This window comes from Paenibacillus taichungensis (assembly GCF_047302525.1).
In the GTDB taxonomy this organism is placed as follows: Bacteria; Bacillota; Bacilli; order Paenibacillales; family Paenibacillaceae; genus Paenibacillus; species Paenibacillus taichungensis_B.
The window spans coordinates 5,074,450-5,092,808 of record NZ_CP168020.1; the positions used below are offsets into that span (position 1 = coordinate 5,074,450).

The window sequence follows — 18,359 nt, forward strand, 5'->3', positions numbered from 1 at the left end:
ACCCGATTACTTGGCTTTTCCATGGCAAATCAGGCTGCCATTTCAAACGAAGTTAATTGTTGCTCCGAATCATAGTATACTGTAACGCAATTTCACGCAAACAGACCACCGTCATCATACCAAATAACGACTATGTGGCAATCTGTCATAAGTCAAAACATCATTCGTTATTGCGCATCTCCTGCGACTCCACTTGGTCCCTTTCCAACATAAAAAAAACCCGGTCATCACGACCGGGCTTGATTGAGATATAGAATATTGTATATTCTGATCCCTTATTCTTCTTTAGCTGGTTCTTCTGGTGCTGCCGGTTCCGCTTCATCAGCAGAAGCCGTAGGCTCTTCCTCAGCCGCTTGTGGCGGCATCACAGAAGCGATGATAGAATCACCTGACGTCACCAGAGTCAGACCTTTATCGAGCTTGATATCCGCAGCCGTCAAACGATCACCAATTTCCAGTCCGCTAACATCCACCTCAATGGAGGTTGGCAGATCAGCCGGAAGTCCTTCGACCTCCAGTTGAGTTTCCTGTGTCTGGAACACACCGCCTGCTTTAGAGCCGGCTGCGGTGCCTTGGAAGTCGATCGATACACTAACACTGATCGGCTTGTTCTTCGAAATCTGCAGGAAGTCCACGTGCAGCAGACGTCCGTTGCGTTCCTGCTGATCTTTGATCAGCACTGGTACCGTTTTGCCACCCTCAAGATTGAGGTTGAACATCTCGGAGCGACCTGTACGTGCTACTTTCAGCATTTCTTTTTCATCTACATGTATCGCGGCACCTTCTAATCCCGGGCCATAAACCACAGCCGGAACACGTCCGCCTTGTCTTAACAGGCGCAATGCTGCACCTTTCTTTTCAGTTCTTGGTGTTGCCGTAAGTTGAGCCATTTTTCCGTTGGATTTCATGATTGAACATCCTCCTTCAAGGGATCCTTACTTCATATTTGTTAGGAAGCCATAAGCTTCTCTCTTAGACCAGAACGGCCTTTTCATGCGTGGCCGAATCTGGGGCCATATCTATATTTACCCCAATGAAAGACCATCTCAAACACTGACTTGTACAGTTTTTTTATTTTTCGGGTGAAAATGTATCTTTTTGATGAACAAAAAAGCAGCCGGAGACCTCCCGACCGCTTGTTAAGCTTATACTTTTCAACCATTTGTATGAAGTTATAACCTAGCCAACTATGCGCTGTGACGATCATCCTCTTCATCACTTTCACGGATAACCTGCATCTGATCCGACCCACTGTGAACGTGAATCTGCACATCTCCGTCTTCAGGACCGATATCAACATAACGATCTCCGCAGGTATCTTTGGCTTCCCATTCATTCAGCCGAATGATTAAACCCAGATGATGTAATCCTGGAGCCACCCGAAAACGGGCTTCTGCTGCATTGCCCACTCGCTCAAGCGGGATAGCTCCATCCTCCATGCCTGTGCCCCATACCCAGACATCCCATCCCTCATAACGCTGATCCTCACGTTCATATCGGAGAGTGACAATTCGCGAAATTGATTTGTGGATTTTAATATTCAGCGATGCCTGAATCCCACCAGCTTCCGCGATAATCTGGGTGGACCCTGGTGTTAAAGCACGCACGATTCCTGCTGTACTAACCGCCGCATGCTCCAGATGAGACGAGCTCCACCGTATCTTCATACCTTGCAAAGGCTGGCCGAATTGATCCAGAACCAAGGCGCGGAATCGACTGACACGTGTCGTATACATCACCGATTCCCCTATAATTTCAATTCGTTCCGGATGGAGGTCGTCGACCTGCAACGTACACTCTGTGGTAATCGTGCCACATTGGACGCTGATCGTCGCTTCTCCGGTTTCCCCCGTATGAATTGTCCCATCGGATTGAATTGCAATAATGTGCGGATTCGAAGAGCTCCAGGTCACAGATGCGTTCTCCACCACATTACCAAAACGGTCTCTGACCGATGCTCGCAAGCCGGCAATCTCTCCGGCACTGTACACAAGACGCGGCGAGTGAATCTCAATCACAGCCGGTTCAGCACCGCCAGCATACTCCGCGTCATACAGTACCATCAATGACCACCGTTCTACCATTGCGGTCCCGCTCACCGTATCAATGAGGTCTGTACCTGCCTGATGATCATTCACCACGATATGCCAGTCACCCTCCGGAAGACTCACTTGCTGCTGCTGACCCGTTCCGTTGTAGATCACCACGATCTGATTCCATGTATCCTGATTCGCTGCGTCATCCAGTGTAAATGCAACCACATTTCCTTCTGCACGCATCATGCGAAGATGATTCCGTACCTGCTCGGCGTTAATCATGCGAAAGGCCGGATGTGTGCGGCGCAGATGAATCAGGCCGCGATAATAGTCAAAAACAGGTCTGAAGCGAGCTTTATTAGCCCAAGTTATCGTATTCACGGCATCCCCGCTGCGATAGCTGTTGTGATCTCCTGCTTTGGATCTCAGCATCTCATCCCCTGCATGGAGAAATGGAATCCCCTGTGAGGTAAGCAAAATCCCTGTTGAGAGCAAGGAACGACGGACCATCTCATGATCAAGTACATCATCCACATCAACATAACGATAAGGGTCCGCCGCTTTAACCGCCGATTCCGCACTGCCTCCTTCGATGGGCTGTCCGTCCCTCCATACCGGGAAACCGAGATCATGCCTGAGGTACATCGTTGTTGCGATTTTGTCCCACAGGTTGAGATTATCATGCGCCGTCACATAATTGACGGATTCCACAGGTGAAGATGTGAAATCATCCAGTGCTCCAGCTACACCCATGGCAATTTCGTACTCCCTACCCTCTGCTCCGGTAACAAAACCTTTGCCGATACCATCACTATCCCCTTTAATGGCACTGCGGAAATGATCGTTGAATACGGAAAATCCCTGACCGCGCTGTGTTCCTTTTAACGTCTTCCGATCCAGAGGTGAATCTCCACCTGTCCACGGCTCCCCGTAGATCAGAAAAGCCGGATCAATCTGTTCTCTCAGCTCGCGGGTCAATTCGTTCATCGTGTCTGTATCAATCAGACCCATGAGGTCGAAGCGAAACCCGTCCACATGATATTCCTCTGCCCAATACAGGAGAGAGTCCAAAATATATTTTCGCACCATGGGGCGATCCGTAGCCAGTTCATTGCCTACACCTGAGCCATTGCTCAATGTGCCGTCCTCACGGTAACGATAATAGTAATTTGGTACAATCCGTTCAAAAGGTCCATCATCCACGCTATACGTATGGTTATAAACCACATCAAGCACAACACGAATGCCTTGTCGGTGCAAGGAATGAATGAGAGCCTTGAATTCCCGGATTCGAACCGCAGGATCACGCGGATTGGTGGCATAGGAGCCTTCCGGCACGTTATAATGCTGTGGATCATACCCCCAGTTGTATGGCAATTTGGCATTCGAGCCGGCGTCCGTTGTCGCTGCCAATTCATCAACCGTCTGATAATCCGCTACAGGCAGAAGATGCACATGTGTGATGCCGAGTTCGACAAGATGGTCTACCCCGATGGAGTTGCCACCTCTGTCCGTCAACCCAGAAGCCGTAAATGCCAAATATTTGCCCTTATAAGGAATATCGGCATGGGGGTCGGAGGAGAAGTCACGCACATGTAATTCATATAGAACTGCATCTGCCGGACGCAGAAATACGGGCTTCACATCCTCTTCCCAATCCACTGGATTGGTTGTATCTAGGTCAATTATGGCTGTTCGCTGTCCGTTCGCCGATACAGCACGAGCGTAAGGATCAGGTGCCACTACAATATGCTGATCATCATGCGTAATGTGATACATATAATAATGTCCGGCCCAATCCCCTTCAAGCTGTACACTCCATATTCCATCCGGGTCACGGGTCATTGACCGTTTCTGTCCGTCATCATATTCGGTTACTTTACCACTTGCATCGTAACGTCCCTCATCATTAAAAATGAGTATGGAAACCTGCTGTGCTATAGGTGCCCACAGCTTGAATGTGCTTGCTGTACGAGTATATATTAAGCCAAGATCGTTGCCTTCATAACGAAAAGATGTCCATTCCGGCATCGTTCCCACCGCCTTTATATCCATTGATTTCGTGTTGTCCCGATGTTACGGAGCGGGACGTCATTTGTCAACCCGGGGTTGTCTGTACTCAAACATATCGGTTGAACAGAGGCTTTCAATTAGCATATTGAATGTGATGCAATTCCTCACAGCAATCGCTTTCAAGATACAGCATATGTAAACAAGCGCCATAGATTGACAGCATTTGTACCTGTCCTGATGAAAAAAAGACGGGAACACACCAAATACCCTCTCTCCAAATTGAAGAAAGGGTACAGTATGGAGGAGCTTGCAGTGGCAGCTCTGAACCAACTTCGGATCATGGGTAAAAGGTTCACTCACTTGAATATATAACCGTCATGGATATAGCGGGAACACTGACCTGACCGTCCTTGGCTGTACGCAGCGTTTCAGTTCCAGCTTGCCCCTGCTCTACAACCACACTCCATGTACCTGAAGGGACGGAGATTGTACGGGTTTCTTTGGAAGCATTGTAGATAATTATTATCCGTCCCCATGAATCTCCGACAGCCGTTCCTGTCAGTTCATAGGCCAACAACCCTTTTCCTTTTTCAAGCAATCGAACATGCTCCTCAATCTCTTCCCGGGTGCGAAGACGAAAGGCAGGATGCTCACGCCGAAGACAGATCAGGCCACGATAATAATCATAAACAGGCTTAAACGTCTGCTTTTTCTGCCACCGAATGGCATTGACTGAATCTCCACTCTCATGACTGTTGGCATCGCCATATTTGCTTCGCAGAAATTCATCTCCAGCTGCAAGCAATGGAACCCCTTGGGAAGTCAGCACGATGCCATTAGCAAGCAGGCAGCGCCGGACCGTTTCGTTCTCCAGTATGCGAACCGGGTCAACGTGCAAATATGGCTTCGCCTGCTGTACAACCTCTTCCACGTTGGCGCTGCCTTTCACACGACCATCCTCGTTATATGTGATAAATCCCAGTTCATCGTGCAATCCTTGTATCTGGGCAACTTTGTCCCATAGGTTGAGATTATCATGTACGGTTACATAATTAATCGTTTCAGATGGGTTATCCGTAAAATCGGTAATGGCTCCCCGTACACCTGTCCATATATCGTCTTCTTTTCCTTCCGCTCCTGTAGCAAATCCGGTTCCCGTTCCATCACTATCGCCTTTGATCGTTCCACGGAAGTTATCGTTAAATACAGCAAACCCGGCTTCGCGCTGTGCTCCCTTAAGGGTCATTTGATCCCCAAGTGGTGATTCCAGAGCTCCCCAGGGTTCACCGTATAAGAGGATGGACGAAGAAACCTCGGCATGCAGTTCTGCTGTGAGCTCTTTCATCGTTGCCGTGTCAATCAGACCCATCAGGTCAAAACGAAACCCGTCCACATGGTACTCCTCTGCCCAGTAACGTACAGAGTCGATGATGAACTTGCGCACCATGGGGCGCTCGGTAGCCACTTCATTGCCTGTACCTGATCCATTGCTGTATGTGCCATCCGGATTCTGACGGTAGTAATACCCTGGGACAAGCTTCTCAAAAGAACTGCGTGCGGTATCAAACGTATGATTGTACACCACATCCATAATGACTCCGATACCTTTTTCATGAAGGGCGAGTACCATCGATTTGAACTCTCGAATTCTTGTCTCCGGCTCATCTGCACGTGAAGCATAGGAACCTTCTGGAACATTGTAGTGGAGCGGATCATAGCCCCAGTTATAACGTGAGCAATCGGAAGTCCCGTCATCTGCATTCGATTCGTCCACTGTCGCAAAATCAAATACCGGTAGCAGATGTACATGAGTGACTCCCAGCTCAGCCAAATGTTCAATCCCCAGCGTATTCCCGCTTGAATCGCGTAGACCTGTCTCGGTAAAAGCCAGATACTTTCCTTTGTGCCTCATGCCGGATGACTCATGGATCGAGAAATCGCGCACATGCAGCTCATATAAGACCGCATCTACTGGGCTTGCCAGTTCTGGACGAATATCCTCATTCCAGCCATTCGGGTGAGTCTGATCCAGCCTGACGATGACACCCATTTCTCCATTCATGGTCACAGCCCGTGCATATGGATCAACCGCAATCTCCTGTCGTCCGCCCTCAAAGGTCACCCTGTACATATAACGATAACCGTTCCACTCGCCTTCCAGCTTCAGGGACCAGATGCCCTGATCCTGCTTATGCATAGGTATTTCTTTCTGTACGTCCTGATTCTTATGTTCATTGGGACTTCCCCCTGTTGAAGGCGGGTATAACAGCACATCCACCTGCTTTGCGGCAGGCGTCCACACTTTGAAATTACAGGCTTGTAGGTCCATTGTGACACCCAGATCTCTTCCTTGGTATGTATCCACTACATTCATTACGTCTAGCTTGTGATGATCATCTATCATGCTGTATATTCCCCTCTCGATGAGCAATAAAATGGATGTGAACAAATCCTCCTTACCTTTTATACCCCTTCTGCCACCTAACCATAATCTCGGGTTGAAAAAGACCATAAAAAAACAAGCCATGCTTCACGTCATTTCACGTAAAACATAGCTTGTTCTTCAAATTACTTTCCGTTTAGCTGAGCATAAGACGCTTCAAATTCGGAAATGAGTTGGTCGCCACCGGATTTTCTCCAGTTCGCCACTTCCTGCTCCCATCCAGCATCATCGATTTTGCCCATAATGTATTTGGTCTGTGCATCCCAGATCATCTGGTCCAGCTCCTGGCCGCGCTCAGTATAGATGGCAGAAGACAAGGTCAGCGCCGGATTTGGAATAGCATACTGCTCATTTTCACGTGCCATCTTCGTGCCCTTCATACCAATCGGTACATCGACAAGCTCAGACACGTTATAACCTTCAACGCTTAGCAGGTTGTCACGATAAGGCTTCACTTCACGCTGATATCCGTCGAAGTCCTTGAACTCGGTTTTGCCATCCGAAGTCTTCGTATAGTGTACATCTTCCAGACCTCGCAGCTGAAGCGTACTCAGCGGTTCATCCATCAGCTGGTCCAGGAACGTTAGCACCTGTTTTAACTGTTCTTCGTCTGGTACGGAAGCTTTGGGAATGACGAGCATGCCATAGTTCCCCGGTTCCCCGGCAATTCGAATGCCATCAGGTCCCTGGAACGGGGCCACATCAATCTCGCCATCCGCTACATTCGGTGTCAGCCGCTGCTGGAACGACTTTCCGTTCTGAGCCACACCGTTTAGCTTCATAGCTACGAGACCGGAGTCGATTTTTTTGTCCGCATCGGAAGGGTCCAGGGCAGGAAAGTCACTGTTAATCAATCCCTCACTGAACAGACGCTTGAACAGCTTCATCGTATCCACATATTCTGTTGTCAGGAACTCAGGGGTAAGTTTGCCCGCATCGTCCACACCCCACTTGTTTACCCCACCAATACTTACAGCGATCCGTGTCAGCGGAGAGGAAACACCTTCGTTGTACTTTTTGAACAGTACCGTTCCATACGTATCTTCCTTGCCGTTACCATCAGGATCATCCTTGCGAATGGAGCGCATCACTTCGTACCATTCATCCAGCGTTTTCGGTACATCCAGTTTCAATTTGTCGAACCAGTCCTTGCGGTACACCATGGCTGTACGCCCGATATCGCGGAAATTGGGTACCCCGTAGACCTTTCCTTCGATCTTGATATTGTCAAAATAAGCCTCGGATTGGGCAGACAGGTTTTTATAATCCTTCAGGTAGGATCCAATTTCCCAGAATAGTCCCGTTTTGGCTGCATTAAATGTTGTGGGTACATAATTCACGCGCATGATGGTCGGCATCTCGCCCGAAGCAACCATGACATTCACTTTATCATCAAAAGCAGACTGCGGAATCCACTGTACACTGACATCCGTATTGGTATATTCCTCAATCTTTTGTTCAATCCCGTTCTCCTTGGCTGGCACATCACCAACCTGCATCAAAGAAATCGAAATGGGAAGCTTGCCTTCCCCTGCCGTAGGCGCTTTTTCTTCCCCACAGCCTGCAAGCAGTCCGGCGGACATTGCACCAACCACGACCAATCCGCCTAAACGGGACATCCGACCTTTTGGACTCATGAACCATCTCTCCTTTGGATAACCAAATTGTTCAGGACACACTCCATGAATACGCTATCATAAATGAGTCTGAAGAAAAGAACTAGCGTGTCGCCAGTTCCATCTCCACTCCTGCCAAAATAAACGGAGCTACCGATTTCGGATCATTGATCCGAATGGATTCAGTCACATAATACTCGTATGACCCGTCACGATACGGGGTACCGCCCAGACCTGCCCCGCCGTTACACTGCGTCAGGGACAATACACCTTCACGATCCGTTTGCAGCAGATGCAGCAGCAGACCCTGATAACCCTTTTCTGCGATCGCTTTGAACTTGCCACTCAGATAACCCTTACGTACGCCCTTCGCCAGTGCATACACAAACATTGAGGTTCCCGATGCCTCCAAATAATTACGCTCACGCCCTGGCTGATCGAGCAAATGAGGCCATAGACCCGACTGTTGGTCCTGTACATGTACAAGTGCATTCGCTACACGTTCGAAAATACCCACAATCTGACCGCGCTGCTCATGATCTACAGGCAGATGATCCAGTGTATCCACTACCGCCATCACATACCAGCCCATCGCCCGGCTCCATACATGCGGAGAACATCCCGTTTCTCCCGAGCTCCAGCGCTGTTCCCTGCTCTCATCCCAGGCATGGTACAGCAGACCGCTGCGTGGATCACGTGTACGTTTCTCCACCAGCAGCAGTTGCAACGCCGCCTTGTCAAACCACTTCTCCTCGCCTGTAACCGCACCATACTGCGTTAGGAACGGCGTGGCCATATACAGCCCATCCAACCACATCTGGAACGGATAGATTTTCTTGTGCCAGAATCCGCCTTCACTCGTTCGGGGCTGTCCCTTAAGCTGTACCATGAGCAAATCCGCGGCTTTACGGTATTTCTCTTCACCCGTTTTGTCCAGCAATAGGAACAGCGATTTCCCCTGGTTAATCTGGTCCAGGTTATATTCCTCGACTACATAGGAGCGAATTGAGCCATCTTCTTGAATAAAGTTATCCATCAGTTCACGGATGTAATCAAAATATTTCTGTTCTCCGGTATGGGTGTACAGCTCTTCCAGCGCTTTCAGCAGACAACCATTTTCATAATGCCAAGTAGGATACAACTCATGATTGCGATAACTTTCCATGAACTGTTCGGCCATCCGTACCGGTGTGAATTGCAGTGTTTCTTTCATGGAGTTCCTCCGCTTCCAGCTTTTTATTTAGCCTGTTTTTTGTAGTCTTCGGCATATTCCTCACGAATTTTGGTACCGCCCGCATTGCCCCAATTCTCGATCTCCTGTTTCCACCCATTTTCATCGATTTTGCCCATAATATATTTGGTCTGCGCATCTGCTATCATCTGATCCAGATCTGCCCCACGGTCGCCATAAGTAGACGAATACAAAGTTAATGCAGGGTTGGGTACAGCATGTTCCGCCAGCTCTTTGGCAAGTTCCGTACCCTTCTCACCGAGTTCGGTATCTTTCAATTTCGGCACATTATATCCTTCCACGTAAGGCAAGTTATCACGATATGGCTTCACTTCACGCTGGAATGCATCGAAGTCGCTCATCTCCACCTGGTCTTCGCCAGCCTTCTTGTAATGTTTGTCTTCAATACCACGCATCAGCAGCGTCGCCATCTCCGGGTCCATCAGTTTATCCAGGAAAGACAACAGGTTTTTCAGCTCATCTTCGGATTTAACCGTCGCTTTTGGGAAGGCCAGAATACCGGAGTTACCCGTCTGCCCCGCTACTCGGTCACCACTCACACCAAGTAAACCGGCAATGTCTACTACGCCATCCGGGTCATTCTTGGACAGACGCTCTTGTTGGCTCTTTCCGTTCTGGGCGACACCGATACGCATGCCGACAACGCCTGTATCATATTTCTTCTCCGCTTCTGTGGAGTCAAATACAGCAAAGTCCTGATTCAGCAGTTTCTCGCTATACAAACGTTTCAGCAAATCCAGCACCTGCATATATTCCGGTGTCATGAATTCCGGCGTAAAACTGCCGTCATCCTCTACTTTCCACTTGTTTGGTGCACCAAAGCTTACGCCAAGGCGTGTAGTGAAGGAGTATTGATCCTCGTTATACTTTTTGAAAAGCATCAGTCCAAACGTATTATCCTGACCGTCCCCATCCGGATCGGAGGTCGCCAGCGTCTTGATCGTTTCATACCATTCATCCGGTGTCGTTGGTACCTTGAGATTCAACTTATCAAACCAGTCTTTACGGTAAATCACCGTTGCACGGGCAATATCAGAGAATACGGGTACCCCGTAGATTTTGCCTTCCACCTTGATATTGTCAAAGAAACGCTCGTTCTGTGCAGACAGATTTTTATAATCCTTCAGCAAAGGTCCAACTTCCCAGAATACATCGTTACGCATCGCACTCGTCACGGTTGGGTTATACTGTACTTTCACAATTTTGGGCATATCGCTGGATGCAATCATGACATTAATTTTGTCATTGTAAGCCGAAGCCGGAATCCACTGAATGTCCAGTTTGGTGTTCGTATACGCCTCAATCTTTTGCTGGACCTCATTGCCTTTGCTCGGTACGTCACCCACCTGTGCTATTGCAATGGACACGTTCTGTACGCCGCCCTCGGCAGCCTGACCTTCATCCGATCCGCATCCTGCCAGCAGGCCTGTTACCAGTGCCAGTGTGCTCAAGACAGCCACGGCTTTCTTTTTTGTTGCTTTCATCAAACGAAAACCTCCCCTTTTTATACAGTCATGAACCAGTTCTGATATTCGAACGTGTGCAACTTCAACCTTTTACCGATCCCAGCATCACTCCTTTGGCAAAGTGTTTTTGCAGGAACGGATACACCAGCATGATTGGAATCGTGGAGAACACGATAACGGCCATACGAATGGTGAGCGGCTGAATCTCAGTCTCTTCGATACTGGTATCCCCGATCCGGCTCTGAGCCAGGATGACAATTTCCCGCAACCATACCTGTACGGGCCATTTTTCACTATCGTTGATATAAATGACAGCGTTGAAGAAGCTGTTCCAGTGAGCCACCGCGTAAAAGAGAGAGAATGTAGCCATTGCTGGCATCGACAAAGGCAGAACAATACGGAACAATACGCCCACATCGTTACATCCATCGATTTTGGCGGCATCCTCCAGTTCGTCCGGAATGGCTTGGAAGAAGTTCTTAAGTACGATCAGGTTGAACGCACTAATCGCGGTTGGCAGCATCAAAGACCATAATGTATCAGTCAGGTGCAGTGATTTTACGACAAAGTAGGTTGGAATCATCCCACCGCTGAACAGCATCGTGAACAGTACACCCAGCAAGATCGGCTGACGTCCACGCAAGTATCTTCTGGAGAGCGGATACGCCATAAGCGACGTGAACAACAGGTTAAGCAGTGTTCCGATTACGGTGATATAGATCGATACACCCAGACTGCGAATCAATGTGTCTGTAGAGAAGATGTAACGGTAAGCGGCGAGGGAGAATTCTTTCGGAAAAAGAATGAATCCTCCCTTGGCCACTTCATGTGGACTGGTAAACGAGACGGCCAAAATATAAATGAACGGGATAACGGTCACGATTCCGATCAAAAGCAGAAAGCCATGATTGAGGATATCAAAGATCCGGTTGCCCCACGTTTTATCCTGTTGCATCTTAATGTTCACTCCTGTCTGGTGAAGAACGTCTGCTTCCAAGCGTTAGTAGACGCCTTCCTCCCCGAATTTTTTGGCCATCGTGTTGGCACCCAGTACAAGCGCCAGTCCGACCACCGACTTGAACAAACCGACAGCAGCACTATAACTGTACTGTGCCTGTGTGAGACCTTTGGTGTAGACGTAGGTATCAAATACCTCACCCACATCCCTGTTCGTCGGCGTGAGCATCAGGAAGATCTGTTCAAAGCCTGTATCCAGGAAGTTACCCAGACGCAGAATGAGCAAAATTATGATCGTACTGCGGATCGCAGGCAACGTAATATGCCATGTCTGACGCCAGCGATTGGCACCATCCATCCGTGCAGCTTCATAGAGCTGTGTATCTACACCGGAGAGTGCCGCCAGGAAAATAATCGTGCCCCAGCCTACCTCTTTCCAGATGGATTGTCCGACAATCATCGTTCGAAACCAGCCGGGCTCAAGCAGGAAAGCCACTTTTTGTCCCGTCAGGTTATAAAGTAATTCGTTAATAGCGCCACCCTCGGTTGTGAACAGCATATAGAACACACCAACCACAACAACCCAGGAAACAAAGTGCGGAACATATACCAGCGTCTGTACAAATCGTTTGAACCGTTCACGACGAACTTCATTCATCATGAGCGCCAATACAATGGGCAGTGGGAAGAAGAACACCATATTATAAATCGCTAGCAAAAACGTATTCCGGAACAAGGTCCAGAACTGCGGTTCCCCAAAGAAACGCTGGAAGTGCTTGAACCCTACCCAGTCACTGCCCAGAATGCCCTTGTAAGGCGTGTAATCCTGAAATGCCATCGTAATGCCATACATGGGTATGTATTTGAAAATAACAAAGTAGAGCACGCCCGGTATCAACATAATATAGAGCCACCGGTTTTTGATGATGTCCCTCCACAGCAGGTTTTTGTCACTGCGGGTAGCGGGTCGTGTCCGAGCCGCCGTTTCGGCTTTCATAGTGTCTTCCTCCCCACATTGGAAACGATTACAAAATATCACTTCCTGAATTCATGTCTTCATTGTGGAGGATAAACGGGTAACTGGCTATCGTCTCGTTTTAGCTTCTTGTATTTCCTTATGCAGCAAGGGTTTAAGGCATTTGTAACTCTGAGCTTCTCCCCTCAATGAACCACATTTAACCTCCGATATTCCCGTCTTAACTCTGCTCCAAACAAGGAACAAAGGTTGACCCTGAAACAAAGAAAACCTGCCTGCCATGGCAGGCAGAGCAGGTTGCTTTTATCGCTGCTGCTCCCGGTATTTTCCGGGGGTGGTTCCAGTAATTTTACGAAACGTGCGAATAAAAGCGGTAGGGTTGGTGTAATTGAGTTTCTCAGCAATCTCCGATATTTTCAGGTTGGTCGTCTGCAGCCAGGTCTTGGCTTTTTCCATCCGGTATTCGGCAAGGTATTCCGTAAAGTTCACTCCGGCCTCCTTCTTGAACACACGGCTCAGATAGACTGGATGAAAATTCAGTTCTTCTGCGCAAGCTTCCAGCGACAATTCGCGATCATATCGCTCCTCGATTAGCCGAATCATGCGCCGGGCAATATTCAGATATTGAGATTCTTCCTGTTCGCGCCAGAATCGAATCACAGGTTGGAATAAACATTTGCGGAACCAGTTCGTCATTTCATCTAATGTGGACAACTTGAGTAGTCGAGCCATGGAGGCCTTTTCACCCAACACTTCTGCAACATTCCCACCCTGCTCCTGTACAAGCTGATACACACGGGACAACAGTTGAACCATGATAACGGGGTATTCACTGAAGTGCAGCTTCTTGTCTGCAAGCAGACCGAGGTATTGCTTAAAGTACGCATCGGTTTTCGCCTGGTCTCCTTGCTTGAGTGCAGAAGCCAACTGCTCTTCAATCATTCTGAGCTGTGTATATAACGCTGCCTCCGTCTGACCGCGAGGCTGAATATCCTCGTAATGCAAAATAATACGGCTCCCCAGACTTACCCTGCCCTGAAGGGCCTCCCGGCTCTCCTGATATGCTCTTGGTGAATCTCCTATCTCAGCATAGGAGCGACTAATACCGATACTCACAGGCAGATTGAGATAGGTTACGACCCGCTCACGGATCAATTCGGCTTGGGTATGCATCCATTCTTTTAGCTGTACTTCGTCATCCAGCACCGATGCAAGCACCGTAACCTGGGCATCATCAAGCATAACAGGGGAAAAACGAATCTCCGATGACAGCAGTTCACCCACCATGTTGTTCAATGCAAACAACAGCAGATCCCGGTCCTGCTCTTCATACCTTGTCCCTTCAAGCGTATCGATTTGAAGTGTTAGCACCCCCAGCCTGGACCATGATGTCGGAAAATCATACAGCTCACCCTGATACCTGAAGTCATCTTCCGATATTTTGCCTGTAAGCAGTTTGGTCATAAAAAATTCCTGTAAATGAACATGCTGGCCCTTCATCTGCTCACGCATCGTTTTCTCCGAACTGAACAAGGTAGACAATCGCTCTTCGATGTATATAAATTCATCCTGACGGCGTCCCGACGGAGCCAATGGAGAATCCAGTCCTTTTGTAAACTGCAGAAGTCTGGAAATGGGAGAATACATCTTGCGACTGCCATAGAAGGCTACTAGTCCCGTCAAACATAACATGACTAGTGTAGCCACTCCCGTAACCAATGCAATTTTCTGCGACTGGGCGGTTATCTGACCTAGCGATACAACGGATACATACAACCAGCCATTGAGTGGGGACTGCCTGTAGCTAACCGCCACCTGGCTTCCTTCCACCTCTGCACTGAAGAAACCCTCCGACTGTCCCGTCGTTTGTACCTTTTCGTGGATTTCCTGATTCAGCGTGTCGTATTTCCCGTCTTGTTCTGTATCGTTGAGAAAATATTTCTGCTCCCGATCAAGGACGTACATATCCCCAGAATTCGGATTTCTGCTTAGAAACGTACTTAGCTCTGTATCGGCTATGTCTATAACCAGAAATCCTTTTGGTTTCACATTCGTTGGTATCATTGGAATTTTGAACACCATGCTAACTACATTGTCCGATGAGATAAGAGTAGGCGCGGGTTCCTGTGTTGCTTCACCGACTCCGGCCGATACCGGTATACTTTCTTTGGTTGAACTCACATTTTGCGTCACCCAGAACAGGCTGTTTGCATATTTCAAATAGGAACCAATCCGGTCCCGAATACTGAAATCATCCAATTTTCCAAAGGATCGCATCGAAACGACCCAGTCTTCATCCAGATTCACGAGATAGGCCTGATCAATATTTGTAACCGATTGCAGATTATTAAATCCGGAAGTCAGATCACGAATTTCCTGAAATTCGCTGCTGTCCAGCGGTTTTTTCATCGCTTGTAATACCAGTGGAGAATTCACATATTGGATGGATGATAATTGCAGGCTGCGCAATACTTGCTCTACCCGCATTTGAGTCTGATGCAGAATCTGCAAATTACTCTCCCGCACCTTCTGCTCAATGTCACGTGAAGCAATCGAATAGGAGACTGAACCAATAACAATGACTGGAAGGGCTCCGAGAATCATGGTAAAACAGAGCAAACGCAGCAGGTATTTAGGCAAAAAGAGCATCCTCCTTTGTGCATTTTGCGTTATTTGAACGAGAACGATTTCGGAATCACTTCTCGATCTAATGCAAAACGTATGTATAATATCGCTTTCATTGGATTAATTTACTATTGTTATTTTAAAACCCATTCTTATTCAAGTCCACTATTTATTCTTGAAGGTTGACTTCAAGGTAATTTCCAGTTTATATTAGTTGCATATTCCTCAATCAAAGGAGAGATTTTGATGTCGGTGAGCGTTCTTAACTAACCAAGTTTCATATTCAGGAGTTTGGCCTTCGATTCACTTGTGCCTTGTGGCATACGTGTGTTTCATGATGCGCCATTACCCTGTACTTAGTTAAGAACAGCGGATATCATAAATCGCCTCCGGGATTGTACGTGTCCGGGTCTATTTCCGCGCTGTGTTCAGCGTGGATTTTTTTTGTATAGACCTATAACGGGCCCTGCTTTCCCTTACGTTAAGGGCGGAGAATGACGTTTGTTCATTCTCCGCCCTTTTTGCGTTTTCCGGGAATATGTTCCATCACTTTAACCGAAATTCCATTTTATGAACAAGGAGAGATTAAGCATGAATGAAAACACATTAAACAGTCTGGGTTATCACCAAATTCAAAAAAACGTTGCTGCCTGTGCCATATCCTATTTGGGCAAACGTTATGCAAGAGACATGAAGCCAATGGTGGACGCTTCTGTGATTCAAATGCGGCTGGAAGAGACCGCTGAAGCGGCTGCTTTGATTCGTAACGGCGCCAGTGTGCCTATTCCTTCACTGGATGGCATGGAGACCATTATGGATCTGCTAGGCACCGGTTATTTATTTACGGAACGAGATTTCAGCCATCTCGCCCAGTTTCTGCGCAGCTGCGCACAGCTTATGAAATACATGGAGGGCAAAGCCGAAGTTGCCCCCACAGTTAGTCGCTACGCTTCATCCATGATATGGATGGAATCCCTGCTGAGTGAGATTGAACGCTGTATCCATAGTGGACGCATTCAGGATCAGGCGAGCAAGGAGCTGATACGTATTCGTAAAAAAATGACGGTGAATGAGGAACGCATGAAGCGCAAGCTGGATTCTCTTATAAGCAAACACCGCTCCATCATGCAGGAAAATGTGATTAGTCAGCGTGGTGGAAGAACAGTGCTGCCCATTAAGAAAGAATTCCGCAAACACGTTAAAGGCAGTGTGCTGGATGAATCGGGAAGCGGTCAAACCGTATATATCGAGCCTGCTGAATTAGTAGGTCTGCAAATGGAGCTGACTTCACTGCAAGCGGAGGAATCACGGGAAGAAATGAAAATTCTTGGTGACTTAACCTCCTTGGCAGAGTCTTATAATCGTGAAATTGCGCTAAATACGGAAACAGTAGGTATTCTGGATTTCCTGTTCGCCAAAGCGAAATATGCGGCGACCATGGACGGTCGGACTGTACGTGTCAATGCTAATGGACGGGTTCAACTTCATAATGCCCGCCATCCGTTTATGGGTGCATCCATGGTTCCGCTTGATTTTGCAATTGGTCAAACGTATTCCTCACTAATCATTACAGGGCCGAATACGGGTGGCAAAACGGTTGCGCTCAAAACATTGGGCCTGCTCACATTGATGATGCAATCCGGCTTGCTTGTCCCTGTCGCTGAAGATGGCGAGATGGCCGTATATCATGAAGTCGCTGTTGATATCGGCGATGGACAGAGCCTGGAGCAAGCACTTAGTACCTTTTCTGCACATATTCGCAACATGATTGGCATCCTGGAGCAAGCCGATTCATCGACACTTGTGCTTATTGATGAGATGGCCTCTGGTACTGACCCCGGTGAGGGAGTGGGACTCTCCATCGCCATGCTGGAGGAGCTACACAGCCGCGGAGCTACCGTTATCGCCACCACCCATTTTGGGGAAATCAAACATTTTGCAGCAGCCACGCCTGGCTTTGAGAATGCACGAATGGAATTCGATACGGTCTCTCTTCAACCTCTTTATCGATTGCGGATCGGAGAAGCCGGGGACAGCTATGCCTATTCCATTGCACTGAAACTGGGCATGCCACAACGCATTATTGAGCGCTCCAAGCTCATTTCGGATCAGGGTGTCTCGCAAAGTGTCTCTCCCAGCTTCGCTCCATCCGTGCCCAATGTGAATTCGTCGTCATCACAAACAAACAGCATGGCTGAACAAAAACACTTGCATAAAACAAGGGACACGATGAAACCTGTCGCCTCATCGTTACAAACTGGAACAAGAAAGCAATCTGATCGGCCTGTAACATTAGAACCCACTTCCCCTGCCAAAGTATTCCGAAAAGGGGATCGCGTCTATGCAGCCTATCTGAACCAGTCAGGCATTGTGTGTGATCTGGAGGATAGTCGCGGAAATATCGGAGTCATGCTGCGTGGACGCAAAGTCAAAATTCACAAAAAACGCCTGACTTTGCACATCTCCGCAGATGAACTATATCCGGGTGACTATGATCTTGATATTGTGCTGGAGACCAAAGAAAACCGCAAGAAACGCAAACTGATGGGTCGCAAGCATGTGGAAGGACTGAAGATTGAATTGCCTCCTGAAGAATAACCACAGGATTGATATAATGGGTTGAGTTGCTATACTTTAATAAACCTATCGATCGTTCGTGGTTAGAAATTCATTGGGGGAAGGAAGGCTCATATGTCTGTTGAACAGGATACAAAGAAGTTTACTCCAGAAGTTCTTGTATGTCCTTTGTGCGGGGAGGCCAATGGCTGCTCCTATGCCGCTGGCCGTCCTCATTCAGAATGCTGGTGTAACCAGGCTGTGTTCCCGGAAGGGGTATTTGACCCCATTCCGGCAGAACAGCGCAGGAAGTCTTGCATATGCGAGACTTGTCTGGATACGTATAAAAAGAAGGCAGAGCAAAATAAAGAGCCCCACAGTTAACCCTGTGAGGCTCTTCTTCTATCGATATTAATTTT

General features: G+C 48.0%; 11 protein-coding genes. 2 read left to right on the forward strand and 9 right to left on the reverse strand.

The features are described 5' to 3' along the window. Positions 1–275 precede the first annotated feature (275 nt). From ACDJ58_RS22760 to ACDJ58_RS22800, 9 genes are all read right to left on the reverse strand, one after another. Positions 276–908 (reverse strand): 50S ribosomal protein L25, encoded by a 633-nt coding sequence (locus ACDJ58_RS22760; RefSeq protein WP_413373071.1) that lies wholly within the window; start codon positions 906–908, stop codon positions 276–278. Positions 909–1,187: 279 nt separating this feature from the next. Next, complete coding sequence (gene pulA / locus ACDJ58_RS22765; protein ID WP_413373072.1) at positions 1,188–4,067, reverse strand: type I pullulanase; 2,880 nt, start codon at positions 4,065–4,067, stop codon at positions 1,188–1,190. A 334-nt stretch (positions 4,068–4,401) separates the two neighbouring features. Continuing rightward, the gene (gene pulA, locus ACDJ58_RS22770; protein WP_413373074.1) at positions 4,402–6,453 is read right to left on the reverse strand and encodes a type I pullulanase; all 2,052 of its coding nucleotides are present in this window, start codon (positions 6,451–6,453) and stop codon (positions 4,402–4,404) included. A gap of 164 nt (positions 6,454–6,617) precedes the next feature. After that, complete coding sequence (locus ACDJ58_RS22775) at positions 6,618–8,129, reverse strand: extracellular solute-binding protein (protein WP_413373075.1); 1,512 nt, start codon at positions 8,127–8,129, stop codon at positions 6,618–6,620. Between the two features lie 82 nt (positions 8,130–8,211). After that, complete coding sequence (locus tag ACDJ58_RS22780; RefSeq protein WP_413373076.1) at positions 8,212–9,321, reverse strand: glycoside hydrolase family 88/105 protein; 1,110 nt, start codon at positions 9,319–9,321, stop codon at positions 8,212–8,214. Positions 9,322–9,344: 23 nt separating this feature from the next. Then, positions 9,345–10,844 (reverse strand): extracellular solute-binding protein, encoded by a 1,500-nt coding sequence (locus ACDJ58_RS22785; RefSeq protein WP_099856847.1) that lies wholly within the window; start codon positions 10,842–10,844, stop codon positions 9,345–9,347. Positions 10,845–10,908: 64 nt separating this feature from the next. Beyond that, positions 10,909–11,781, reverse strand: a complete 873-nt coding sequence (locus ACDJ58_RS22790) for a carbohydrate ABC transporter permease (protein ID WP_024633116.1) — start codon at positions 11,779–11,781, stop codon at positions 10,909–10,911. Positions 11,782–11,826: 45 nt separating this feature from the next. Further along, on the reverse strand, positions 11,827–12,780 hold the full coding sequence (locus ACDJ58_RS22795) for an ABC transporter permease (RefSeq protein WP_063566889.1): 954 nt from the start codon (positions 12,778–12,780) through the stop codon (positions 11,827–11,829). Positions 12,781–13,062: 282 nt separating this feature from the next. Next, positions 13,063–15,399: a helix-turn-helix domain-containing protein gene (locus ACDJ58_RS22800; RefSeq protein WP_413373077.1), complete on the reverse strand. Its 2,337-nt coding sequence runs from the start codon at positions 15,397–15,399 to the stop codon at positions 13,063–13,065. 576 nt (positions 15,400–15,975) lie between these two features. Here ACDJ58_RS22800 and ACDJ58_RS22805 point away from each other — a divergent pair. Next, positions 15,976–17,982: an endonuclease MutS2 gene (locus ACDJ58_RS22805; RefSeq protein WP_413373079.1), complete on the forward strand. Its 2,007-nt coding sequence runs from the start codon at positions 15,976–15,978 to the stop codon at positions 17,980–17,982. Between the two features lie 93 nt (positions 17,983–18,075). Then, on the forward strand, positions 18,076–18,324 hold the full coding sequence (locus ACDJ58_RS22810) for a cysteine-rich CWC family protein (protein WP_413373080.1): 249 nt from the start codon (positions 18,076–18,078) through the stop codon (positions 18,322–18,324). Positions 18,325–18,359 lie beyond the last annotated feature (35 nt).